The following is a 25751-nucleotide window of genomic DNA, read 5'->3' as shown; positions in this document are numbered from 1 at the left end:
TAGAACTGAGGACATGATGATAGAAGTGGTAGATGGGCAGCGACAGCTCAAAGCTTGTAAACGTATCGTTGTAAAAATCGGCTCATCTTTACTCACAGCAAATGGTCAGGGACTGGATCTTAATGCAATTTCGCATTGGGCTAATCAGATTGCTGACCTGCATAAAGCCGGACATGAAATTATATTGGTGTCTTCCGGTGCTGTGGCAGAAGGGATGGTGCGCATGAAATTGAGCAGTCGACCCACAGATTTACCCAGTCTTCAGGCATGTGCTGCCATTGGCCAGATGGGATTAATCCAAACCTGGTCCAGTGTATTGGAAAAGCATGGGATTCAAACTGCACAGGTACTTTTAACTCACGATGATCTGGCAGACCGCAGACGTTATTTAAACTCATGTGATGCATTACAGCATCTGATTGACTGGCAAGTGGTGCCAGTTATTAATGAAAACGATACAGTCTCGACGGATGAAATCCGCTTTGGCGATAATGATACACTTGCTGCAATGGTGGCAGGACAAGTACATGCTGACCTGTTAATTATTCTGACAGACCAGCAAGGTATGTTCGACTCAGATCCGCGTTCCAACCCGCAAGCCAAACTACTTTCTACAGTGCGTGCACTCGATGATAGTCTGTTTGAAATGGCAGGCGGTGGCGGCGTACTTGGCCGGGGCGGTATGGTCACTAAAGTTCGTGCTGCACGTTTGGCTGCAAGATCAGGTTGTCCTACCCTGATTGCTAGTGGTGAAAGTGACAACGTACTTTCACGTCTGATGAGCGGTGAAATGCTGGGGACTCTATTTGCCACTGATAAAGATCGTATGACTGCGCATCAACAGTGGCTGGCTGCCCATTTACAGACCGCCGGGCGGCTTGTAATCGATGATGGTGCGATAGAAGCTATTCGTGAAAAACACCGTAGTCTGTTACCCGTGGGTGTTCGTGCCGTGGAAGGCCATTTTAACCGTGGTGATGTTGTGGAGTGTGTAGATAGCCGGGGCAAACGGATTGCAGTAGGCCGAGTGAATTTCAGTTCGCGCTCTGCGGAAATTGTAAAAGGTCTATCTTCCAATAAAGTTTATCAAGTTCTTGGTGAAGCACGCTCTCTAGAAATGATTCATCGCAATCATATGGCGATTTACTGAGATTCTTGTATTAATAAAAAAGCTCGCTCAGGCGAGCTTTTTTATAGGCTCTAATGTAGGCAGTTCAGCATCTTCTCCAACCATATAGCAGTAATCAGCCAGACTAAACATTTCTAGGTCTTCATAACTGTTCCCATACGCATAAACAGACTGGTAATCGGTTAATGTATATTTTTCTTGTATCCTTAACTTTTTCTGCTCGCAACTGCAATCTGGACTGCTATAAAATCCGCTCAATTTGCCCTGATGTACTTCAGTTTCAGTGCAAATCAGGTCTACTCCAAGCAGCCTGCAAAAAGGTTCAAGATAAAGATCGATTGAAGCCGATACAATAACAACATCGTCACCTTGTGCTTGATGTTGTCTCAGACGCCTTAACAATTCAGGATTAAGCTGGTGTACTAACAAGTGTGCATACTGTTCTGCCATTGAATGTATATTTTTGGCATTACTATCTTTAAACATGGCCGAAAACAATTTCGGGCGCATCTGGTGTGCAGTGTATAGCTTGAAATAATAGGCCTGAATCCAAGGGAGAATTTTCAGGCCTTGACGCATGATATGTCGTTTAGAGAGCGTATAAAAGATAAAGCCAGTAAAGCTGTCACTACGGCACAATGTACCGTCAAAATCAAATAGCGCAAGGTTTATAGCTTGATACGTTTGGCGCGTTGCATGCATGTCTGATATCGTCCATTGACGCGTGTGGCAAACCAGTTGGTATTATAGTCACGGCTTAATTTTGGTCCGGAAATGACTACTTCTGGCATAATGGCATAAATTGGTTCTTTACCTGTTTTTTCCTGGTAGAGTTTTTTTACTGCAAGGTAAGTTTGAGTATCTTCAAAGTCTTGCTCTTTTTCCTCCTTTAAATCAGAGCGAATTTGGCGTGGCGTAATCAGAACATTGTTTGCAGCAAAGACCGCAATCAGCTCACGTTCAGACTGGCTTTTGTTTGAACGGATGCTACCGTCTTTATTATAAAGTAGCAGGTCACCATCTAGGTCTAGCTCTGCTTCAGTTAAGTCATTAAGCATACTCTGAAAGGCTGCATTACGGCTTGAATAGCGTCCAGAGTTATAATCTGCAAAGCGGTAGAGCGGCTTGTCATAATCAGCAGGGTACATCATCAAACGATGGATCCCATAATATAGGCCGCCATTTTGGGTATACAGGTCGCTACGCAATTCAGCCATGTTCATACCAGAACGCTTATGCTCTTTGGCATAACCGATATGAACCTGCATTGAACCCAAGGTTGTAATCGGATTTAAACGTTCAGAAACATCTTGTCCTACCAGACGGGCGGCTCCGGTTAGAGCACTTACATGATAGTGTTTACTAAAATGATTAAACATTTCACGGTAGAGTTCATCCAGTTCACGTTCTGTTTTAACCTTGCGCATTCTGCTCAGGTAGTTATCATCCGGAGAAGGTTGGGTTTTCAGCATATTCTTAAAATATCCGGCCAGTGTTACACCCAGTTTATCTTCAAGACGCTGATCAACTTCACGTATAGCTTTTTCACCCAAACCCGGTACTTGCGGGTCAGCAACAAAGTTAGATTCTTGATCGACTACTGCAATAATTGTACAGATATTTTCCTTGGTTTTAGGTATTCCCAACTGGTCAGTAATCTCATATAAGTCGCCAGCCCAAGAGCCACGGTTTTGTACACGAGTAGGAATAAGCCGTTTAATCTGCTCTTCTTTTAATTCTGGCTCATCATTTTTAGACCACCACGAGCCTTCGCCGCAGGCAATCAGACTGAGTGACAGAACAAGAACACTTAAGGATTTAACGGCGGTTGTGCAGCGTAAATTTTTTTTCATGACAATGAAGACAGATGAGTACAGGGATAAGCACCTAAGGCGAATGAAGTATACTATGTCGCTAATAAAATGTACGAATATATATGTATATTAGAGAAGCCCGTTTAAAAAATAATTCTATATCCCTGTACATATTATTAAGCGACAGAGAATTGATGAATAAGATTTAATAATTCTAGTTGGCATGACCCTTGCTTTTAAAAAGATGAATATTCAACTTTTTAAATTTAGGGAAATAGGATGTATAAACCGCTTACTTTATCACTGGCTATATTGTCAGCTTTACTAGGCTCTACTTCAACTTTTGCAGAAGAGTTTAAAGTTCTTAAACAGATAAGTAATCAGCCGGGACTTTTAACGCAGGGAAAGTATAAAGATCAATATTATATACCCAGTACTTTAAAAACTATTCAATGGGGTTATCTGCCTAATAAAGATTCTCGACCAGTTCTAAGTGTGCCTACCGATAGTACTGTTATTTTTGATACTGTTTCCCATGAAGGCCTGCTCGAAGATCAGGGGCGTAATGCAGAAAAATATTTTCGTTCCCAGGGTGTAAAGCCAGAATATATTCTAGATGAAGCAAAGATGATTACGCAGTCTGCTTTAAAACATGATTTTAGTAAAGATGGACCACATATTGTGACGGGGCCTATTGAAATACAGGGGGCAATGCCGGGTGATATATTAAAGGTAGAAGTACTCAATGTTGAACCACGAGTTCCGTATGGGGTAATTTCTAACCGTCATGGTAAAGGCACTCTAGTAGGAGAATACCCTAAAAAAACAGTACAGGAAGGTGCTTCCCACTTACACCCGGAACGTTATGGCAATGTATCAGTTTTTACACCTATTGAGAAAAATGCTCAGGGAGAATATGAAGGTGTACTAAAAACACAACAGGGCAAGTCGATTCGTTTCCCTCTTGCACCATTTATGGGAATTATGGGTGTGGCTGCTAATACCAGTGAACCAGTAAATTCAATTCCACCTGCTTTCTTTGGCGGAAATATTGATATTAACGAGTTAGGTAAAGGCTCAACTGTTTATTATCCGGTCCAGGTTCCTGGCGCACTTTTCTATACTGGTGATAGCCATTTCGTTCAGGGCGATGGTGAAGTCGCTTTAACGGCACTTGAAGGTTCAGCACGCGCTACATTGAAATTTACACTGCTAAAAGCTGGAAAGGACAAAATTCCTGGTAAGGAGATTAAACATGTACTGGCTGAAAATGATCAATTCTGGATTACACCAGGATTAGATGAAGACCTTGATATAGCCATGAAAAAATCCACCCGTGAAGCTATCCGGTTCTTAAATCAGGAATATGGTATTGATGAAGCACTTGCTTATGCTTATTTAAGTGCTGCTACTGATTTTGAAGTTTCACAAGTAGTAGACCGGACTAAAGGAATTCACGCTATGATTCGAAAAGCTGATTTCAAAGAATTTAATCAGCCAGAAAAAAGCAGATAAATGGGAGAAGAGAGAAAATATCGATGAGGATATTTTCTCTTGCTCTTAAAGAAATATAGGGATACTTAAACTGAACTAACTAGCCTAATAATATGTTATGACTCTACATTTTTTATTATAAAAATATACATTCAGTCTTTAAGTGTCACTTTTATTTAATCAAATGATTATTCAGGTTGCCTAAGTAATTATAGGGGCTAAGCCCTTACATTTCTCGACCATCCTCTTACAGACCCAGCTTAATAGGGGGTATTAAATGACTTATAAAGCGATTTAAAAAGTAGAGGAATCAAAATGAAGAATATTTACGCAGTTCTTATACTTTCTTTAACTGGTACGTCATTTACGTCTTCTGTTATTGCTGCTTCTACCGCGGATCGACCTGCACCAGAAGCCATTGCTGCAGCCGAAGCCCAAAAAGCTGCTTTAGACTATCAATATGAACAAGAGCACAAATCATCCGCCTCTTCAGATTAGACAATACAGGGCTTTATAAGATATAAGCTGTGAACTTTAAAGCCCTGCTTTCAAAAACAGTTTTATTATAACTATATTAAACCTGTTCAAATTATATAATATTTATATTTTCTAAATAATAAAAAATTACTCTCTGTTTAATTATAAATGAATCTAATAATTCATAAAGGCTATAGCAGTTATACATAAAACCTTTCATCTCATTATAAAAAAGTAATTACAATTTACTAAAAGTGTGCATAATAATTTTATCTTTAGTTGAAAAGGTTCACTTATATGGATCCATCGCCGTGTCGATCAAAAATTATTTTTAATCAGCCTCATTTATCCGGAGGTCTAAACTAATGGAATTTTTATTAGATCCGGGCATATGGGTGGGTTTACTTACCCTGATTGTTTTAGAAATTGTTCTAGGTATTGATAACCTGGTTTTTATTGCCATTTTGGCTGACAAGCTCCCTCCTGAAAAACGGGACAAAGCCCGTGTAATAGGTCTTTCTTTAGCCCTAGTAATGCGTTTGGGCTTATTATTTGCTATCTCTTGGTTAGTCACTTTGACTCAACCGCTTATTACTGTCTTTGACTGGACTTTCTCCGGTCGGGATCTGATTCTTTTATTCGGTGGTCTGTTCCTGCTTTATAAAGCAGTCAGTGAATTACATGAACGGATGGAAGGTAAAACTGAAGTTAAAGTTACTACAAATGTAGCTTATGCAAGTTTTACTGCGGTTGTAGCCCAGATTGTTATACTCGACGCTGTATTCTCTTTAGATTCGGTGATTACTGCAATTGGAATGGTTGACAATATTTATGTCATGATGGCCGCCATGATTGTCGCTATGGTAGTAATGTTGCTGGCTTCCAAACCATTAACTGAATTTGTAAACCGTCATCCGACCGTTATTATCCTGTGTTTAAGCTTCCTGCTCTTGATTGGTATTAGCCTGATTGCTGAAGGATTTGGTTTCCATATTCCTAAAGGCTATATTTATTCAGGTATAGGTGTTGCAATTCTTATTGAGATATTTAATCAGTTTACTTCGCGAAATGCAGCAAAGCATGAGGCAAAAATTCCTCTGCGTCATCGTACAGCGAACTCGATTTTAAAACTGATGGGTGGACGTGTAGAAACTGTGGCTGATGCACAATCTACAGAAGCGCAAGATGCATTTGTAGATGAAGAGCGCTATATGATTGGTGGAGTATTGACACTTGCCGAACGCTCAGTAGCCTCAATTATGACTCCCCGTAACCAGATTTCCTGGGTAAACCTTGAGGATTCACCTGAACAGATTCGTGAACAGGTATTATCTGTTCCTCATAGCCTGTTTCCTGTATGCCGTGGTAGCCTTGATAAAGTAATCAGCGTGATACGTGCCAAGGAACTGCTAGATGTACTTGAAGATGAAGTCCAGCTAAAAGCCCTGTTAAAACAGCAACGTCCAATCTACATTTTTGAAAAAATGAAAGTGATTGATGCGATTAATACTTTGCGTACTTCCAAAGGCTCGCTAGTATTGGTCAATGATGAGTTTGGTAATATCCAGGGACTTATTTCACCACTAGATGTATTTGAGGCAATTGCAGGTGAGTTTCCAGATGCCGATGAACAGCTTGACCTGGTAAAGATTGATGAAAGCACTTGGAAAGCTGCTGGAAGTCTGGATTTGTATCAACTAGAACTGGAGCTTGGCATGCTAGACTTGGTAGAAGATGATGCAGACTATGTGAGTGTAGCTGGTCTGATTTTAGATAAAATTCAGGATAAGATCACAATCGGTACTCAACTAGATTTCCGGGGTGTACATTTTGAAGTGACAGAACTGGAAGGTAACCGAATCAAGACTGTTCAGATTACACATCAATCATAATCTGGTCTTTTAAAAAGAGCTTCTTTAAGAAGCTCTTTTTTATTTTAATGTATTCATATGCAAGCCTAAATTTAAACAGAGAAGAGCAAGCATCGTTTAAATAACTAGAATAGCCCGTTATATGCCGGTTTATATAAACTATACTTTATGGACCACGAACACAGTTACGACCTTCACGTTTAGCTTGATAAAGATAGTGATCAGCAATTTTGAAAACTTCTTCAGTGCTTTTGGAGCTCTCTGGCCAGTATGCGATACCAATAGAAATAGTTACCGGGCCAGACAGGTTGGTAATATTCGATTCTATTTTTTTTCTTAAACGTTCAGCACTGTTATAGACTGCTTTTTTATCAATAGTAGGCATGAGTACAGCAAACTCTTCTCCTCCACAACGACAGCAAATATCATCTTTACGAAAATTGGTTCTTAAATGACCGGCAATTTGTTTTAAAACTATATCACCTTGAATATGGCCATAAGTATCATTAATTTTTTTAAAATAGTCGACATCAATCAGGATAATAGAAAAAGGTGTATGGTTATCTACCATTTCTTTAATAAAGATATCGATACCCCTGCGATTGTACAAGCCAGTGAGAGGATCAGAATTAACATGATGATTCATTTCTGAAATTTTCTTACTAAAATTTTGTGCACTTAAAAGTAAAGATAGTTTGAATTTCTGTACTTCATAATACCAAGGGCTAATCGCTTGAATTTTCTGTTCTATTTCTGGCTGGTTAAGACGACTCGCCATTTTAGCCAAGTGATTCAAGGGGGAAGAAATGAATAGTGAAAGTTTCCAGATCACCAAAAAGATCAATAGATAAAATAATAGGATAACAACTGATACTTTATAAATTACTGAATTTGCCTGTTTAAGTAACTCTCTGGTTGGCTGTTGAGAAACCACAATCCAGTTAGTAGTAGAAATACGAGCGAAACCTGCTAAATTTTCTATTCCTCGACTGTTAATGAGCTCTACTCGCCCTCTATTGATCTGGTTCATATAAGAGAGGGCAGTATTGTTAGTCATAATGCTACCTATTCTCGCGGAATCGGGATGAAAGATAATCTGTCTGCTTTGATCGATCACATACATATAATTTTTTTTATAACCGTATTCGCTGGCAAGAAGGTCACTGATAATATTTTTTTCATTTAAATTGATAACAACCCCCATATAGCCCTGATAAATATTTTGCTTGTTGAAGATTGGTTGAGCTATAAAAATAATTAAATTGTGCCTGATAGAATAATAAGGTTGAGAAATATAGGGTTGTTTACTCTGTGCTAGATGCTTGAAGTTTAGAAGATCCTGATTTGTCAGTTGACCGCTATCAAAACTGGCCGGACTAAAATTAAGAATATTTCCTCGACGGTCACCAATGATTACCGCATTAAAATAATGAGCTTGATTCTTCAGGCGATCGACTTCATATTGCCGTAATTTATTATTATCAAAAGAATAACTAACGGCTAAAGTACTATGCTTGAGTTCAGATAAAAGATTTCTAAAATAGTTGTCAGTACTATTCGCGATCTTAAAAGCATATTCATAGTTCAAGGCAAGTGAATCATTTATTAATTCTTTTTTAGCAATATAGTGACCAATGAGTAAGGAGATAATAAATAAAGAAGAAACAGCAAATATGGTAAGAATAAGGATTAGTTTTCTTAAGTTAAGGTTAAGGGCATGAATAAAGCTAATATGTGACATGGTGCATGAAATCTATATCAACAGTGAAATATTCTATCTTATTTTGTATGTTCTTGGTTAATATTTGTTCTTTTTATTTTTAGATATGGGTTAATTAACCGAGTTAAAAGATATTAAAATTAGATAAATTAATAAAAAAATTCTATTTTAGAACTCAACCTTATGACATTTTATATATTTTTAATATATTAAAAAATAATAAATAATTTTTTTAACTATTTATAATAAGGCTATAGTTTTTAATCACTTAATAGTTCCAATAAAAATTTATTCATTATGATGAAGTTTAATTTGTATTTTGATACATATTTTTATTATTTAAGTTAAAGCAAAACAGCCACTTATGCTAAGCTAAATATAAATAATAAATGAGGATAACTATATGAAAAATATACCAAATGGAACCCAAGTCATTCATCATCTAAATTATGAAGAACAAGTATTTTATAAAGAAGAGAATGGAAACTTACTATTTTGGAATGAGAGTAAATGGGAAAAAGCCCTGATAGAAAGTATTGAGATGATGATCATTAAAGATTTTGAATTAACTGATCTAAGAAACTAAAAGACTATCCTGAAGGGGACGTTTTAAGATAGATCAATTTATAGCTGTAGCCCTGCCAATACAGGTGATTGAGCAGGGTTTATCATTTCTAATGTACTGAATTTATTTAATTTATCTGAAACTCAAGTTAAGTTAACCTATATTCTAGCTCAGGTAGACTTTTATAAAAGATATTAGTTAAGCTTTTGATTATATACCGATATTCTTCAAGATAAATGCGATAGTTGAATTTTAAAAACTCAACAAATTAAAAAATGGATATTCTTTCTGTAAATAATTAAACTAGTTGGTCCGCTATTTGATCTGTTCTAATTTGGGCTTTAGCTTAAAATATCTCTGACTACTTTTTCTCTCCTGTACTGTAATTTTATTAAGCCTAGCTTGTTCAAGGTATAAGTTGGGGGAGCTAAGCAGGCCATTAATTAAGTGTTATCAGGTTTTAAAGTAGATCTAAAGATGAATAGCTTAGTAAATAAGTTGAAAGTGAGGTTGGAAATTTGAGTCAAAATACCGTAATCAGAGAGCTATTTGATCGGCCAATCGAACAAAAAATTTGGGTCGCGCCAATGGCAGGGGTGACAGATCGACCATTTAGAACCTTATGTAAATACTTTGGTGCAGGCCATGCTGTTAGCGAAATGATGACAGCTGATAAGACACTGAGGATGAGTAAAAAGAGTTTATATCGGGCTAATTTTGATGGTGAATTAGCTCCAATTTCTGCCCAGATAGCAGGATCTGATCCAGAACAACTGGCTGAAGCAGCACGTTATCAGATTGCTAATGGTGCTCAGATTATTGATATTAATATGGGATGTCCGGCAAAAAAAGTTTGTAATAAACTTGCAGGCTCTGCTTTATTACAGGATGAAGAACTGGTTGCGCGTATTTTAGATACCGTAGTTGCCGCAGTTGATGTGCCAGTTACCCTTAAAACTCGTTTGGGGTATTTAAATGGTCAAGAAAATATTCTGCGTGTGGCGAAGCGGGCAGAAGAGGCTGGTGTTGCGGCACTGGCTTTACACGGTCGGACTCGTGAAGACATGTATTTAAATCATGCACGTTATGATTTGATTCGTGAAGTTAAAAAAATTATTCATATCCCAGTAATTGCTAATGGCGATATCGATAGTCCTGAAAAAGCCAAATTTGTATTGGAACATACAGGCGCCGATGCGATCATGATTGGGCGTGCAGCACAGGGGCGTCCATGGATATTTCGAGAAATTGCCCATTATTTAAATACTGGAGAATACCTAAAAGCCCCTGATATTGAAGAGGTAAAACATGTATTACTTGGGCATTTAAGTGAGCTCTATGAATTTTATGGGGAGTATTCTGGCTGCCGTATCGCCCGTAAACATATAGCTTGGTATACCAAGGGCTTATATGCCAGCAATGAGTTTCGTCAGAAAATGTATCAAGTAGAAAGTACGTTAGAGCAGGCAAAAGTAGTAGAAGCTTATTTTAACCAGTTATTGGCCCAAGGACGTTTAATGAGTGATGTACAGCAAGAAACTGTTAACCTGCTTGATCCTTAAGCCAAAAAGAGGCTAGGCATGAATATTGTATTGCTCTAGCCTCCGGTTAAAAACTGTTAATCTGAATTTAAATGAGTGGCCTGATTAATTTCAAGATTTAGCAGGTTAATCAGGTCAACAGCATTTAGCTGTCGAATCTGGGCAACATTACTGCCGGCCCAGAATGCCCCATACTCATAATGACCCTGTTTGGATGCAATTTGATGCAGTTGTTTTGCAATATCATAAACATATGGATAGGCGGGTAGACTTGGCCGCTGAACCAGATCAACTTCGGTATGCCATGCATTAATCAGGCCGCGTGCCGGGCGTCCTGAAATAGTTGAGGTAATTTGAGTAAGAGGCCGGTTAAATAAAGCTTCGCGATAGGCTGCATTGGCATTTGAGCTTGGACATTGCACGAAGGCAGTTCCTAACTGTACAGCTTGAGCACCAAGTGCAAGACATTGCTGTGCCTGGCGGCCGTTCATGATTCCGCCCGCTGCTACGACTGGTAAATCAAGATATTGTAAAATTAAGCGTACCAAGTCAGTCGTTTTAATGGCGCTGTCACGATGCGGGTTAAAGCAGCCACGATGTCCACCGGCCTCTACCCCTTGAGCAATAATGACATCAATCCCTGCTTCTGCAATTGCTTTTGCTTCCGCCAGATTGGTTGCAGAAACCATAGTTAAAATCTTTGCTTTTTTAAGTGCTTCAATTTGATGTGGGTGTGGAATACCAAAATGAAAACTGACGGCTGCTGGGCAAGTCTCTAAAACAAGATTAAGATAATCATCTGAGTCCTTAAAGCTTGGATAGATATTTTTTAACTCGTTAGGCGCAGAGGCATCAAATTTTCTAAAGTGCGGTTCTAGATATTCAATCCATTCTTGTGCAGTATCCTGATCCAGTATTTTAGAGCGATGACAAAAAAAATTAAGCTGAAAGGGCTGTCGGGTTAGCTGTTGTGTTTTTAAAATCTGTTCACGTGCCTGCTCAACTGTATTGGCTCCTAGGCCTAATGAGCCCAAAGCTCCGGCATTAGAGACTTCAGCCGCCAGCTCGGGTGTACTTACACCTGCCATAGGCGCCAAGAAAATAGAGTGTTTCAAGCTAAGTCTTTCGATCAGATTCATATTCTTATTACCTAAATTTTATTTTAAGATTTACGTCAAACGCTCGAGAGATGCAACCAATATCCAATATTTTGTTAATAAATAACGTAATTTCAGGCATGGCTAATTTCCTAATGCCTTTTTTATATGAAGGCAGAGCAGGCCATAAACTTGAGTTTCTCTATCACTACCAGATTATATTCAAACTAAAATAGCCTAAGTTAAATTAAATTAACTTAACGACATGCCCTGTCGCAAAGAAATAAATGCAGGCTTTGCAGTCGCAACAGACTAGTATAATTAATGATTATCTCTCTACATGGATGATTGGGTCTATGTCTGAACGTATTCGCGAGAAACTGCAAATTCTGGCTGATGCCGCCAAATATGATGTATCCTGCTCATCAAGTGGCAGTAATCGAAAAAATAAGGATAAAGGACTCGGAAATACCGGTTCCGGGATCTGTCATAGCTATACTGAAGACGGTCGTTGTGTCTCTCTGCTTAAAGTCTTATTTTCAAATATCTGTATTTACGACTGTGCTTACTGTGTTTCAAGGCGTTCAAATGATGTGAAACGTGCTGCCTTTACTGTGCAGGAAGTCGTAGATCTTACTATTAATTTTTATCGTCGTAACTATATTGAAGGCCTGTTTCTAAGTTCAGGGATTTTTAAATCGGCTGACCATACTATGGAACGCATGTTGCAGGTGGTTAAAAAGCTTCGGTTAGAAGAAAATTTTAATGGATATATACACTTAAAGACTATTCCAGGAGCTTCACCTGAACTGATTACAGAAGCTGGACTATATGCTGACCGGATGAGTATTAATCTGGAAATGCCAACAGCAGATGGACTACAAAAGTTTGCACCTGAGAAAAGTCACAGTGAGGTGCAGAAAGATCTGGGAATTGTCCGTGACCGGCTTATCCAGTTTAAGGATGAGCGTAAAATTATTAAAACAGTACCCAAATTTGTTCCGGCAGGTCAAACCACACAAATGGTTGTCGGGGCGCATCATGAAACTGATCAGGACGTGATTTTAATGGCAGACCGCCATTATAAAGAGTTTAAACTGAAGCGTGTCTATTATTCTGGTTATATTCCAATTAACTCTGAAGATCAGGCTTTACCTGCCATTGGATCAGCACCACCATTATTACGTGAAAACCGGTTATACCAGACTGACTGGCTCATGCGCTTTTATGAGTTCGATGCTCATGAACTGGTTGATGACGAACATCCGAACCTTGAACTGGATGTAGACCCAAAATTGGCTTGGGCACTACGTCATCCTGAACAGTTTCCGGTAGATATTAATACGGCTGAATATAGAATGATCTTGCGCGTGCCGGGTATTGGCGTACGTTCTGCAAGAAAGGTCATCCAGGCGCGGCGCTTTGGCAGTATTCATATTGATCAGCTTAAACGCATGGGGATTGCTTATAATCGGGCCCAGCACTTTATTCGCTGTGCAGATACACCCAAATTTATCAAAGAAATGTTGCCGAGCCAGATCAGGCAGCAGATTCTGCTGGCCGGCCAGTCCAAATACAATGCACAGCTCTCTCCACAATTAGGACTAGGCTTTTAAGTGGCCCAGTATGTTTTTGATGGCAGTATGACCGGACTGCTAAGCTGTGTTTTCCGGGCTTTTCAATTTAAAGAGTTTTCAGTAAAAATTAGTATAAAAGGGCGCTTCCAGTCGGGACTGTTTGATGAGGTGATTCATGTAAGTGCAAATGATGAACATGCACAACGTGTATGGAATGCTTTAAAAATTAAAGTTGAATATACGAGCCTGAAAAATTTTTATTACACTTTTTTATCTGAACAGGAACAGGCATTTCAGCAGCTCTTTGAATTTTGTATATATGTATTTCAGTCTGCTTTACCCGTAGACTACAACTATGGTCATGCTGCGGTATTGGGTCTTTCCCAATGGACCAAGCAGGTAGGGCGTGAGAAGCACCGCATGGAAGCTTTTGTCCGTTTCAAAAAAGCCAAGAATGGTCTTTTCATTGCGCTGGTACGGCCAGACTTTAATGTATTGCCTCTTATTGAACGGCATTTTAAGGACCGTTATCAGGACCAGTCTTGGCTGATTTATGATGAGAAAAGGAATTATGGAATTTACTATGATTTAAAACAGGTCCATCAGGTGCATATGCAGGTAGAACAAGTGGACCAGACATTACATACTGGGTTTAGTCAGAAATTTACAGTGGAACTGGATGATGATGAATTGCTTTATGACCAGCTCTGGAAAGACTATTTTTGTGCTATTAATATTGAAGCTCGACGTAATATAAAACTGCATATACAGTATGTCCCTAAACGTTATTGGCGTTATATGAATGAGAAAATATTGTCCGAAGACTCATTTTTGCAAAAGAGATGAGAAAAATTTCATAATCGAATAAAGTAACGCACAGTATTAAGCTTAGAGTTAATGATGAAATTCTTCCATGTTGTTTTAATTTCTTTATCTCTTGTTTTGCTGGGAGCATGCGCAGAAAAACGGCCTGATGATTTCCATAGTACGCCAGCTGATTATCGGGTAAATAGTGCAGTAGAACTGCAAACCAAAATAGATCATCTTAACCAGGAATTACAGCAACAATTCTTAACTTTCAAATCTCAATATCCTGATGCGTTTTCTGATCCCAAGGCTGAGCTAGATGTTCATAATTTGCATACATTAAACGAGCATCTGGTGAGCCGGTTTGCGTTGAAGAATGCAAAAAATGGTTATTGCAACATGATGAACAGCTATTTCGTGAAGATGTTTCAAATTGGACACCAGAATCTCAATCTGGTTGAACATCTTAAACTTGAACATCTACCTGCTCATGAAAATCTGAAAGAAATTTTTGCTCAACCCGAAAATTTCTATCAGTTTATTATTAATCGTTATACCAGCTATCGACAAGTGCAAGAGACCATGAATTATGGCTGTAACCTAAAAGGTGCTCTCGAGCCGTAAATAAAAAACCCATCATATCGATGGGTTTTTTATTTAGCAGCTAGTCAATTTTTCTGGTTGGGGTGCTTCCTCTGGAAAGAAGACAGGACGTAGTTTTACACCAATAGTATTACCTAAGAAGGCAAAGATCAGCCATAACCATCCATGTAAACTACCTGAAGCAATCCCACTGAAATAGGCACCAATGTTGCAGCCATATGCCAAGCGGGCACCATAGCCCAGCAAGATACCGCCCAGAACTGCAGCCAGCAGTGAACGACGCGGTATGTTGAAGTTAGGAGCAAACTTACCGGCCAGACTCGCAGCCAGCAATGCACCCAGCATGATACCGAAGTTCATCATGGAGGTTACATCAAACCAGAGTGGTTCAGTAAGGGCTTTAGCATTGGCAGGTTGTTGCCAATATGCCCATGAGGCGACATCTATACCACCCAGACTAGCTGCTTTGGCAGCCCATACAGCTAAAGCCGAGGTTACTCCCCAAGGCCTGCCAGCCAAGGCCAATGTGGCAAAGTTCAGTAAGGTCAATAAAATCCCGCCCCAAACCAGTGGCCAGGGACCACGTAAAAAGCGTTTCCAGCCAAACTCTGATGGGGGAGAGCCGATTTCTAATGCACCATGGCGCTTTTTCTCAAAATAAACAGTTGCCAGCGCGATGACTGCAAAGAGAGCAAAGTTCAAAAGTAAAGCAGGCATTACCCCCAAACTTTTAACAACAGAGACAGGCGCCAAGTGCGGCAGGTTAAACCACCAGTCCAGATGCAAGGTTGCCAACAGGGAACCCAGACAGAAAAATATCAGGGTAACCACCATGCGGGCACTACCGCCACCGACCGTATAAAGCGTTCCAGATGCGCAACCACCCCCTAATTGCATGCCTATACCAAAAATAAAAGCACCAATCACAACCGAAGTGGAAAGTGGAGACACAAAACCGGTTACCGGCTGACCAAAAAGCTGGCCAGCTCCTAAAGCAGGAAAAAATAGTAATACAGCCAGTGCCAGCATGATCATTTGCGCACGCAAACCACGACCTCGACGCTCCTTGATAAAAACGCGCCAGCTGGAAGTGAAGCCAAAGGATGCATGGTAGAGTGTCATCCCTAATGCTCCACCAATGAGAAGCAGCAGGGCTTGATTCAAGCCAACAATCTGGTATGCACTCATTGCACCAATTAACAGCAGCAGCAAAGCGACCCAGACCGTAACTTGAGAACGATTGGATTTTTCAGCAACAAGATTCATGGGAGAAAAATAATACGAAGAGAATGAGTCTATTTTAACTTATTTTGATGCCTTAATTATTATGTAAATCTATAAAATATATAATATATAACTGAGAATAAGTGATAAGTTATAGTAGTTAAACTGATACAAAAGTCTGAACTAAAAAACAGAAATTTTAATTATTTCTCTCTGTATGCAAACCTGATGAAATAAATAAACAATACACATAGTTTAAATATCAGATCAATGTCAGAAAAGATAAAATATATTAAAGATAAAAAAATGCACTACAGATGTATTAAATAATGAAGGAAGAAAAAATGGATATTATTCCAGCCGAGCAGGCAAAACTATGGACTTTAGAAGCGGGTCTGACTATGACGGTAGTACGAGACAAGCTTAATGATCTGATTGAACAGGCAGCCAGACAGGGGAATACTGTTATATTCATGATTTTACCTAAATACATTGCACTTGAAGACATACATGCTCTCTCAGCAGAGCTGCATGAAATAGGTTATCAGGTCAGGTTTGGACTCGAAGAGAGCTATTATTATTTCAATATCCATTGGCATTAAAACTAAAACAGGCTCCTAAAGAGCCTGCCTTTTAAATCAAAGATTTTTAGACCGATGTCATGCCACCTTCATGCTTGACTTCAAGATGTTCAGGCAGATGTGGATTGGTTAATGCAAAGGCTTCTTTTAACTGCATATCAAAGTTATCTGTAAGCATACTGTCAAAACGCTTGGCATTATAGCGGATAAGTTGTTCAGCTTCTTCATCAGTAATAAAGCCCCTGCTGACCGCATCTTCTACATGCTCTTCAAAAGTTAAACCGACAAACTGTCCCTTGGATTCAGCTTTTTTAAATCTGTCCCAAAGCGGTTCAATCTGTAGCAGCATTTTAAAAGTAGATTCTAGTCGGCCATTTACATCATCTTCTCGGACATTATAGTAAACATGAGCTTTTAGTTGTTCGCGGAACGGATTTTCCATCATAATCCACTGAGCCACCTGTTGTTTGAGCTTATCATTGGGTTTGGCCACAGGGCGACCAAAGGGAAAGCAGACCAGTTTAACCAGCCCGGCTGCTGCAGGCACTGGAAAATTGGCAAATAGACCGTAAAAAGCCTCTTGTACCTGATGAAACGCTTTTTCCAGAGCCAGTTGTGCGTGATCCTGTTCAGCTTCAGTCCTACTGCCACGTTCATAATATTTTAAAATAGAAGTCGCAATGAATAGATAGGAGTGGATATCAGCCAGACGGCCAGACAGCATTTCTTTGCGTTTGATATCACCAGCAAGTAAACCCAAAGACATATCGGCAGTTAAGGCAAAGCAGGCACTAAAACGGTTAACCAGCTTATAGTACGGTAGAGTAAAATCATCGGCTGTAAAAGCTGCACGTGAAGAACCACCTGTAAATGCGTAGGCCAATGCCCGTGCACCCCGGTTTAAGGTATAGCCTAAGTGATGATAAAGCATTTCATTAAACTTGTTTAAGGCACCAGTCTTATCTGGAGATTGCAATAGCTGTAATTCTTCAAACAGATAAGGATGGCAACGCATTGAGCCCTGTCCAAAAATCATTAGGGAGCGGGTTAGAATATTTGCCCCCTCTACAGTAATGGATACAGGAACTGCCTGATACTGTAGAGCCAAAAAGTTGCGGGGTCCAAGTTGAATTGCACGACCACCGACTACGTCCATGCCATGATTGACTACTTTACGCATGGTTTCTGTTGCATAATGTTTTGCCATTGCCGTCATGACAGCTGGCGTGCCACCCTGGTTCAAACCACAGGTGACCATATAACGGAAAGCTTCCAGCATATAGGCATCACTGGCAATATCACTCGTCGCTTCCTGTACACCTTCAAACTTCCCGACTGAAAGTTTAAACTGCTGACGAATACGGGCAAAAGCACCGACAGTCAGGTAACACATTTCGCCTGCTGCGGTAGAGAGGGCAGGCAGAGAAATACCACGGCCAACTCCCAAGCATTCCATCAGCATGCGCCAGCCTTTACCTGCATTTTTGGGTCCGCCGATAATCCAGTCAATTGGGATGAATACATCCTTACCATCGACTGTACCATTCATAAAAGGTGAGCCCGGATAATGGCGCGGTCCAATTTCTATACCGGGATGGCTGGCTGGAATCAGGGCACAGGTAATTCCATATTCATTTTTGTTTTTATCACCAAGCAATCCGTCTGGATCAAACAGCTTAAAAGCCAGACCGACCACAGTTGCAATGGGTGCTAGAGTAATCCAGCGTTTGGAAAAATTCATTTTTAAGCCGAGTACCTGCTCACCGTCATACTCGCCATAGCAAACTACACCGGTATCAGGGATAGCACCGGCATCAGAACCTGCTTCCGGGCTGGTCAGACCAAAACATGGAATTTCAGTACCATTAGCTAACCCAGGTAAATAACGTTCTTTCTGCTCTTCAGTGCCGTAGTGCATTAACAGTTCACCTGGCCCAAGTGAGTTAGGTACCATACAGCTTACTGCCGCCGTCATGGAGCGTGAAGCAATTTTGCTCATAATCCGGCTTTGTGCAAAAGCTGTAAATTCCAGACCACCATAAATTTTAGGTATGATTAGACCTAAAAAGCCTTTCTCTTTAATAAACTGCCAAACGTGTTCTGGCAGGTCTTTATCATGATGATGAATTTGCCATTCATCTAGCATGTCACAAAGTTGTTCGACTTCATGGTCAAGGAAAGATTGTTCTTCTTCAGATAGATGCGGATAAGGATAACGGTCAAACTGATCCCAGTCTGGCGCGCCCATAAACAGTTCTTTTTCCCACCAGCTGGTACCGGCCTCTAATGCTTCGCGTTCGGTTGTGCTAATACTCGGCATTGCATTACTTAACCGGTCAAAAGCCGGACGTGTGATGAGGTTCATACGTAATGAATCAACAAGTAACACCAGACTAAGTAGAATTAGCGGTATCCCCAAAATTAAAGACCAAGGACTGATCAAAGCTGTAATAATGACAGCTCCGATCATCGTTATGGCACCCGTAACTCTGGATAACCCATAAAAAAATATGGCCCATATGGTAAACAGCTGTAGCAAAATACTCAGAATAAATAACATAAAATCACTCCTCTAAATCATTACATCTGATGTGTAAAAACGACCAGCAGGAATCAACAGTTACGAAGTCATCATTTTTCTGTTTATATCACTTGAGGTTTTTTCAGTGAGTCAGTGCAATTATTTTTAATTAGATTAAAATATTTAACCTGCTGTATTAATCCTTTTAAAGCCATATAAACTCAACCATAAATAGTTAAATTTTTGTCACCAAAAGTATAAAAATACTTCTAAATAAAAGACTATATAATTGATAGAAATGTATTTATTTGATGGTTTGGTACCTATAAAACCTGAAGATATATTTGAAATGAGGTTACATAAAATATGTTAGAGCCATACAGAGACTGACACTTTATGTAATGAATAATTTTTGAACATATTATAGAAATAAATATAGATCAAAAAATAGGAGAACTATTATGTCACGTGGAGATAAGTCAGCTTATACAGAAAAACAGAAACGGCAGGCTCAGCATATTGAAGAAAGTGAAAAAGAGCGCGGGCATTCAGAGGATGAGGCAGAACGGATTGCTTGGGCTACTGTAAATAAACAGGACGGTGGTGGCAAAAAGAAATCGGATTAACAGCCAACAGATTATAAAATTAGTAAAAAGGCCCTCACTAGAGGGCCTTTTTAGAGCTTAAAACAATTAGGCTTCAATCGTTTGAACTGCAATTTTTTTTGCTGGATCTGTTTTACGACGCACTTCAGGAACCGGTTCACCATAATACTGACGATCTGCAAAATAGCTTGAACGTACCATAGGTGCTGACCAGATATTTCTAAAGCCAAGCTTACGGCCATGTTCAGCATAACGCTCAAATTCTTCTGGCGTGACAAATCGGTCAATCGGTGCATGCTGTTTGGAAGGCTGTAGATACTGACCAATAGTGACATAATCTACATCATGCGCACGAAGGTCATCTAGAAGAGCAATTACTTCCTCTTCTTTTTCACCAATACCCACCATTAGCCCACATTTAGTTGGAATATCAGGGCAGTATTCTTTAAACATTTTTAACAGGTTTAAAGAGTGCTGATAATCTGAACCCGGGCGCATTGCCTTATATAAACGTGGCACAGTTTCAATATTATGATTAAACACATCCGGCGGGCATTCAGTCATAATACGTAGTGCAATATCCAGACGGCCACGAAAATCTGGAACCAGAATTTCAAGTAACGTATTTGGGCTAAGCTGACGTGCTTCTTTAATACAGTCAACAAAATGCTGTGCGCCGCCATCAAGTAAGTCATCACGGTCGACTGAGGTGATAACTGCATATTTTAGACCCAAATTTGCAATTGTTTCTGCCATATGGCGTGGCTCATCTGCATCTAATGCATTTGGACGGCCGTGAGCAACATCACAAAATGGACAGCGTCGGGTACAAATGTCACCCATAATCATAAAGGTTGCTGTACCACCACCAAAGCATTCTGGCAGGTTCGGGCAGGCAGCCTCTTCACATACAGTATGCAGTTTTTGTGAACGTAAAGTTGTTTTGATACGTTGAACTTCTTCTGGTGCAGTCATCTTCACCCGGATCCAGTCCGGTTTACGAGGCACTTCAACCGTAGGTACAACTTTTACAGGTATTCTAGCGACCTTTTCTGCGCCACGAAGTTTAATACCCTGTTCTGGTTTACGGTTTTCAGACATATTCAACTTTTCCACTGTTTGAGGAGAGATCAGATTGACAGGCTTCTTATTATAACGGACTTAGCTTTAAATAGGAAAAAAACGCTATTCATTTAAAAAATGTAGCCATCACATAATATAGGTGGGGGAAATACAGCAAATTCATCAGGATTACGTCATAATATAGGCAAGATAAGAGATAACGTTTTCATGTAAGGAGCTTTGAATGCCACGTAAGAAAGAGGTCGTTAGTGGGAATTTCGTTAAATATGATGCGGTAGTTCTCGGTTCTGGACCTGCGGGCGAAGGCGCGGCAATGAAGCTGGCGAAAGCAGGTAAGCGTGTAGCTATTGTTGATATGCGTGAGCAGCTCGGTGGTAACTGTACGCATGTCGGTACTATTCCAAGCAAAGCTTTACGTCAAACTGTATCGAGTATTATCCGTTATCAGCGTGATCCGATGTTTAAAAAAGTGGGAGACTGGAAACAGTTCACCATGAAACAAGTGCTACGCAATGCACATAAAGTGATTCAGCAACAGGTCGATACCCATTCACGCTTTTATGACCGTAATAAAATTGATATTTATCATGGACGTGCCTATATACAGGACAAAAATACAGTTTTAATCTTCAGCGATGACGGTATTAAGGAAACGCTGGTATTCAAACAACTGGTGATCGCAACAGGTAGCCGCCCGTATCATCCGGCTGGACTCGATTTTAATCATCCACGCGTATTCGATTCAGATAAAATTCTGGATCTTGATTTTGCTATTCAAAAAATCATTATTTATGGTGCTGGTGTAATTGGTTGTGAATATGCCTCTATTTTTATTGGTCTGGATCATAAAGTTGACCTGATCAATACACAGCATAAACTGCTCAGTTATCTGGATGATGAAATTGCCGATGCATTATCTTACCATTTGCGTGAACAAGGCGTACTGATCCGTCATAATGAACAGATTGATTATCTGGAAACTTATGATGATCACGTGGTATTGCACCTGCAGAGTGGCAAGAAAATCAAGGCAGATGCTATTTTATGGTGTAATGGCCGTTCCGGTAATACGGATGGACTCGGCCTGGAAAATGTTGCCCTTACACCAAATAGCCGCGGACAGCTTGCGGTCAATGATCAGTACCAGACTGAAGTTGAAAATATTTATGCTGCGGGCGATGTGGTAGGCTGGCCATCACTGGCTTCAGCAGCATACGACCAAGGGCGTTGTGCTGGTGCCAATATGAGTGGTGAGCTCAATGTAAAACCGGTAAAAGATATTCCAACCGGTATTTATACCATTCCAGAAATTTCTTTCTTCGGCAAAACTGAGCAAGAACTCACCGAAGAGAAAATTCCTTATGAAGTAGGGCAGGCTTCTTTTCGTCATCTGGCACGTGCACAGATTACTGGTGACACTGTCGGTGAACTAAAACTTCTATTTCATCGTGATACTCTGGAACTTTTGGGAGTCCACTGTTTCGGTAATAATGCTTCTGAAATTATTCACATTGGTCAGGCAGTCATGCAAAGTCCAAACAACACTTTAAAGTATTTTATAGAAACAACGTTTAACTACCCGACTATGGCGGAAGCTTATCGTGTAGCTGCATTAAATGGTCTTAACCGTTTATTCTAAAATGTTGTATATAAAAACGCCCATCAACTGATGGGCGTTTTTATAGATTTTTTTACAGATTAAGCCATCTTTAAATGACAGTTCTATGAAAGGTTTATGACGATTTAATAATATTCAATCTTGAAAACTTTTAAGTAAATGCTTGCTGTGAGTCAATGTGCACAGAAAGCCTGATTAAAATATTCAAAAAGCTGTGGTGTATTGCTCCACAAATAAAAAGCCAGAACAAAAAGAAGTACAATACTAATAGCAATCATAATATTCAGGCTGTCAAACGATTTAGTCATAAATTACGGCCTCTTCATTAACAAAGAAATGTACAAATACTCCGAGCACACTTAAGACAATTGCGGTTAGCCATACTGCATTGTAATTACCTGCAATATCATGATTGACGCCACCCAGCCAGCCACCAAAAAAAGAACCAATCTGATGGGTGAAAAACACGATACCACTTAGCATGCTCAAGTATTTTACTCCGAACATGTTTGCAACAATACCATTAGTCAGTGGAACTGTAGATAACCACAAGATTCCCATGACCATACCAAAAATATAGACACTAATTGTTGTTAAGGGAAGAGCCAGAAATGCAATAATGGCAATACCGCGAATACCGTATAGCAGCATTAAAAGCTTAGGTTTAGAATAACGATCACCTAACCAGCCGGCACCGTAGGTTCCAATAATATTAAATAATCCAACTAAGGCTAAAAAGATAGTGCCGGTCGTGGCGTCAAAGCCGTGATCGATCAAATAACCTGGCAGATGTACACCCAGAAAGACTACCTGAAAACCACAGACCAGAAAACCAAGAGCCAGCCACCAGAAGGGTCGATGTTTTCTAACTATGTGTAAGACTTGCTTAAAAGTAAGAGCGGGCTTTAAAGCCTCACTGATTACTTTGGGCGGCTGGTAATGGGGAGCCTTAAGCATCCATGCCAGCGGAATAATGAAAGCCACTAGAACAGCACAGACCATAAGTGCAGCAGACCAGCCTATACTTTTAAGCAGCAGCAAAGTAGCAGGCAACATAATGAATTGGCCAAATGAACCCGCCGCACTGGCAATTCCCATGGCCATACTGCGTTTTTCTGGAGGAGCGGCCCGACCAACGGCTGAAAGGAGTACAGAAAACGAAGTAGCTGACAAGGCAAAACCTAAAATCAAGCCTACACTTAAATTAAGAAGTAAGCCTGTTGAGCTGAAAGCCATAAGAACTAGGCCAGCGGTGTATAATGCACCTCCAATGGCCACAACAATTTTACTTCCATATTTATCTGCAAGGGCACCTGTAAAAGGTTGAACTGCTCCCCAGATCAAGTTTTGCATGGCAATCGCCAGACTAAAAACATGATGTCCCCATCCAAACTCATGGCTCATTGGTACAAGATATAAACCAAATGAATGCCGCACCCCTAGTGATAAAGCCAGAATGAAAGCACTGGCAATGAGCATATATATAAGCGGTTTGGAGAATTGTGTGGTTGACATATAACGTCCATGGAATGATCGCACGAGACTATAATATTCGATTCGGACAAGAGAAAGAGTGAAATAAAAAATTGGTATGAATAAATTAAAGTTATAAATATTTTAAAAATAAAATTCTTACAGAAAATAGTAAGGCGCTCAAAATAAAAAGCAGGAAAAATTCCTGCTTTTATCGATATAAATTAATTTAGAAACGGTAGCCTACACCTGCATATGCCAAGATCGGATTTACCTCAATATCAGCTTTAGATTTAATCAGCTCACCCAGTTGAGCATCTCTCACCGTGATGGTTGTATCGTTTTTTAAGTGAGCATATGAAACTGAACCTACTGCAAACCACTTATCATTAAAGTCATAAGTAAAGCCTAATGTTGCGACAGGGGCAAAAGCATCACTGGCTTCTACCTCTACTTCTGGGTTGGCTGTACTTGGTGTCCCTTCAAGGGCAGCGCCTGCCTTTCCTTGCTTAATATTTGCAATCATATGTCCGGCAGCAATTAAGTCCTGTTCAGTACGTGGATTAATTTCCAGTTCATTAAAGTAAGCATACATAAGACCTACACCTACATAAGGACGGAACTTATTTACACCTGTTTTGCCAAAATGATACTGAAGTTCAAAAGCTGGAGTCCAAGCACGTGCCGAAGCAGCTGGGCCATAAGCTTCTAAATCTGTAATAAAGATATCATTTTGTAGTGCAATATCTAAAAATTCTAATGGTAAACCCCCTAACTGAGGAGTGGCGATGGCTGAAAACGGCGCATAAATTTTACCTTTACCTTGTAAGTCAACTTTAGGAGGAATACCTGCTTTAATTTCTAGAGAAACATTATCTGTGAAAAAGTAATTAGATATGATTCCTAAGGTAGTTACATCATCAGCTTCAAGTCCAGTTCCAGGATTACTCCACTCTTCCAGACCATTAATAACGGAGCTACCACTTATCGCGGAGTCTAATTCACCACCAGAAAAGAAACCTAAAAAATTTAAAGTATCAGCTAAAGCTTGTTGCCTAACATTAGGATCTAGATTATTTAAAACCGTATCAACTTGAATAGTACCATTTCTTGCTTTCGTATTATTTGCAATAGCTGTATTAACTTTAAAGGGTTGTGCTTTACCTTGAGGCATAACATGTAAAGCACCGACGGAAACAGAGAAGCGTTTAAAGCCATCTGCTTTCATACCAAACCAGTTATTTTCAGCAAAAGACAATTGTGGTAAACCAAACAGAACACTCGTTGTGAGTGCTAGGGCAGTATATTTCATATCTAGACAAGCTCCATGTCTTTAAGACATTAATTTTTTTTGTTGGTAGGTGCAGTATCGGGAAATTAGAGTAATTACTCTGTATTTTAAATGCTTGGTTAATGCATGCTTTTGTAGGGAATTGTGGTTTTTAAGTTAAAATTTAATAGAAAAATGAAATAATTAAAAATTATGTAATGTTTATTAACACTAAATTCAATTTTTATTCATATTTAAAAAATATGGAATATTAAGTTAAAATAAAAGGCTACCTAAGAAGTAGCCTTTTTAATAAATTTTAACTCTGTACACGACAAAAATAGATAACTCATTGAAATAATGTCATAATAATTGTTTTCTAACGACGAATACTATGACACATCTCAATGAGTTATATCTTATCTTAAACAAATATCTAAAATGGAACAAGTCACATTTAAAGTGCTTTGCGCTCATCATGCTTGTGATTATTTTAAAGCAAACATGTAATCTTTCTTCTGCATCTAAAGCCTTGCCCATCAAGTGCTTACCACAATCATTTTATCGACGTATGCAGCGCTTCTTTGCAGGTCAGTATTTTGATTATCGTCAAATTTCTCAGTTGATTTTCAATATGTTTTCATTCGACCAAGTGCAACTGACTTTAGATAGAACCAATTG

The 25751-nt window shown here is 39.5% G+C and carries 22 protein-coding genes and 1 pseudogene; 13 read left to right on the top strand and 10 right to left on the bottom strand.

Annotated features, from left to right (window positions below; genetic code table 11):
- Positions 1-16: 16 nt before the first annotated feature.
- Positions 17-1150, top strand: coding sequence for a glutamate 5-kinase (proB, locus tag N518_RS0102220; RefSeq protein WP_005019402.1), 1134 nt, complete (start codon positions 17-19; stop codon positions 1148-1150).
- Between the two features lie 27 nt (positions 1151-1177).
- Here proB and N518_RS0102215 read toward each other — a convergent pair whose 3' ends face one another.
- Both N518_RS0102215 and N518_RS0102210 read right to left on the bottom strand, forming a co-directional pair.
- Positions 1178-1831: an HAD family hydrolase gene (locus N518_RS0102215; protein WP_005019403.1), complete on the bottom strand. Its 654-nt coding sequence runs from the start codon at positions 1829-1831 to the stop codon at positions 1178-1180.
- The gene (locus N518_RS0102210) at positions 1798-2982 is read right to left on the bottom strand and encodes a DUF1615 family protein (protein ID WP_005019404.1); all 1185 of its coding nucleotides are present in this window, start codon (positions 2980-2982) and stop codon (positions 1798-1800) included. The genes N518_RS0102215 and N518_RS0102210 overlap by 34 nt, the downstream gene beginning before the upstream one ends.
- Positions 2983-3222: 240 nt before the next feature.
- Between N518_RS0102210 and N518_RS0102205 the strand changes: the two genes are divergently transcribed.
- The 3 genes from N518_RS0102205 (at position 3223) to N518_RS0102195 (ending at position 6806) form a co-directional block, all read left to right on the top strand.
- A complete protein-coding gene (locus tag N518_RS0102205; RefSeq protein ID WP_005019405.1) occupies positions 3223-4458 on the top strand; it encodes an acetamidase/formamidase family protein in 1236 nt (411 codons plus the stop codon).
- Positions 4459-4752: 294 nt separating this feature from the next.
- Positions 4753-4935: a hypothetical protein gene (locus tag N518_RS0102200; protein ID WP_005019406.1), complete on the top strand. Its 183-nt coding sequence runs from the start codon at positions 4753-4755 to the stop codon at positions 4933-4935.
- A gap of 344 nt (positions 4936-5279) precedes the next feature.
- Complete coding sequence (locus N518_RS0102195) at positions 5280-6806, top strand: TerC family protein (protein ID WP_005026963.1); 1527 nt, start codon at positions 5280-5282, stop codon at positions 6804-6806.
- 145 nt (positions 6807-6951) lie between these two features.
- On the opposite strand, the gene N518_RS0102190 is transcribed toward N518_RS0102195, so the two are convergent.
- Positions 6952-8526, bottom strand: coding sequence for a sensor domain-containing diguanylate cyclase (locus tag N518_RS0102190; protein ID WP_005026961.1), 1575 nt, complete (start codon positions 8524-8526; stop codon positions 6952-6954).
- Between the two features lie 382 nt (positions 8527-8908).
- Here N518_RS0102190 and N518_RS0102185 point away from each other — a divergent pair, with 382 nt between their 5' ends.
- Together N518_RS0102185 and dusB are read left to right on the top strand one after the other, a co-directional pair.
- Positions 8909-9091, top strand: a complete 183-nt coding sequence (locus N518_RS0102185) for a hypothetical protein (RefSeq protein WP_005019410.1) — start codon at positions 8909-8911, stop codon at positions 9089-9091.
- 539 nt (positions 9092-9630) lie between these two features.
- On the top strand, positions 9631-10632 hold the full coding sequence (dusB, locus tag N518_RS0102180; protein ID WP_026443941.1) for a tRNA dihydrouridine synthase DusB: 1002 nt from the start codon (positions 9631-9633) through the stop codon (positions 10630-10632).
- Between the two features lie 56 nt (positions 10633-10688).
- Here the strand turns inward: dusB and N518_RS0102175 are convergent, their stop codons facing one another.
- Entirely contained in the window at positions 10689-11750 is a 1062-nt protein-coding gene (locus N518_RS0102175; RefSeq protein WP_005026956.1) for an NAD(P)H-dependent flavin oxidoreductase, read from the bottom strand.
- 314 nt (positions 11751-12064) lie between these two features.
- Here N518_RS0102175 and N518_RS0102170 point away from each other — a divergent pair, with 314 nt between their 5' ends.
- Genes N518_RS0102170 through N518_RS0102160 form a run of 3 tightly spaced genes read left to right on the top strand, consistent with a single transcriptional unit; the run spans position 12065 to position 14716 of the window.
- Entirely contained in the window at positions 12065-13324 is a 1260-nt protein-coding gene (locus N518_RS0102170) for a putative DNA modification/repair radical SAM protein (protein WP_005019414.1), read from the top strand.
- Positions 13325-14131, top strand: a complete 807-nt coding sequence (locus N518_RS0102165; RefSeq protein WP_005026952.1) for a TIGR03915 family putative DNA repair protein — start codon at positions 13325-13327, stop codon at positions 14129-14131.
- Positions 14132-14185: 54 nt separating this feature from the next.
- Complete coding sequence (locus tag N518_RS0102160) at positions 14186-14716, top strand: hypothetical protein (protein WP_005026949.1); 531 nt, start codon at positions 14186-14188, stop codon at positions 14714-14716.
- 33 nt (positions 14717-14749) lie between these two features.
- On the opposite strand, the gene N518_RS0102155 is transcribed toward N518_RS0102160, so the two are convergent.
- Positions 14750-15961 carry a YeeE/YedE family protein gene (locus N518_RS0102155; protein WP_005026947.1) on the bottom strand — a complete coding sequence of 404 codons (1212 nt, stop codon included), beginning with the start codon at positions 15959-15961 and terminating at the stop codon, positions 14750-14752.
- A gap of 302 nt (positions 15962-16263) precedes the next feature.
- Here N518_RS0102155 and N518_RS0102150 point away from each other — a divergent pair, with 302 nt between their 5' ends.
- Complete coding sequence (locus tag N518_RS0102150; RefSeq protein WP_005026946.1) at positions 16264-16521, top strand: hypothetical protein; 258 nt, start codon at positions 16264-16266, stop codon at positions 16519-16521.
- Positions 16522-16567: 46 nt separating this feature from the next.
- On the opposite strand, the gene N518_RS0102145 is transcribed toward N518_RS0102150, so the two are convergent.
- Complete coding sequence (locus tag N518_RS0102145) at positions 16568-19060, bottom strand: acyl-CoA dehydrogenase (protein ID WP_017401062.1); 2493 nt, start codon at positions 19058-19060, stop codon at positions 16568-16570.
- A 422-nt stretch (positions 19061-19482) separates the two neighbouring features.
- On the opposite strand from N518_RS0102145, the gene N518_RS17155 reads away from it, so the two are divergent.
- The gene (locus N518_RS17155) at positions 19483-19647 is read left to right on the top strand and encodes a hypothetical protein (protein WP_005019422.1); all 165 of its coding nucleotides are present in this window, start codon (positions 19483-19485) and stop codon (positions 19645-19647) included.
- Between the two features lie 66 nt (positions 19648-19713).
- Here N518_RS17155 and lipA read toward each other — a convergent pair whose 3' ends face one another.
- Positions 19714-20727, bottom strand: coding sequence for a lipoyl synthase (gene lipA / locus N518_RS0102135; RefSeq protein WP_005019423.1), 1014 nt, complete (start codon positions 20725-20727; stop codon positions 19714-19716).
- 205 nt (positions 20728-20932) lie between these two features.
- On the opposite strand from lipA, the gene sthA reads away from it, so the two are divergent.
- Complete coding sequence (gene sthA / locus N518_RS0102130) at positions 20933-22348, top strand: Si-specific NAD(P)(+) transhydrogenase (protein ID WP_026443940.1); 1416 nt, start codon at positions 20933-20935, stop codon at positions 22346-22348.
- Between the two features lie 152 nt (positions 22349-22500).
- On the opposite strand, the gene N518_RS17440 is transcribed toward sthA, so the two are convergent.
- From N518_RS17440 to N518_RS0102115, 3 genes are all read right to left on the bottom strand, one after another.
- Positions 22501-22635 carry a hypothetical protein gene (locus N518_RS17440; RefSeq protein ID WP_005019426.1) on the bottom strand — a complete coding sequence of 45 codons (135 nt, stop codon included), beginning with the start codon at positions 22633-22635 and terminating at the stop codon, positions 22501-22503.
- Positions 22628-23842 carry an MFS transporter gene (locus N518_RS0102120; protein ID WP_005026940.1) on the bottom strand — a complete coding sequence of 405 codons (1215 nt, stop codon included), beginning with the start codon at positions 23840-23842 and terminating at the stop codon, positions 22628-22630. Before N518_RS0102120 ends, N518_RS17440 begins: the two co-directional genes overlap by 8 nt.
- 187 nt (positions 23843-24029) lie before the next feature.
- The gene (locus N518_RS0102115; protein WP_026443939.1) at positions 24030-25112 is read right to left on the bottom strand and encodes an OmpW/AlkL family protein; all 1083 of its coding nucleotides are present in this window, start codon (positions 25110-25112) and stop codon (positions 24030-24032) included.
- A 352-nt stretch (positions 25113-25464) separates the two neighbouring features.
- On the opposite strand from N518_RS0102115, the pseudogene N518_RS16060 reads away from it, so the two are divergent.
- Positions 25465-25751: pseudogene (locus N518_RS16060) on the top strand (IS4 family transposase); the annotation flags it as partial.

The sequence above is a fragment of the Acinetobacter sp. UNC436CL71CviS28 genome (assembly GCF_000620525.1).
Classification (GTDB): Bacteria; Pseudomonadota; Gammaproteobacteria; order Pseudomonadales; family Moraxellaceae; genus Acinetobacter; species Acinetobacter radioresistens.
The sequence above is the reverse complement of the archived record's forward strand: the minus strand, read 5'-3'. Positions and strand labels throughout refer to the sequence as shown.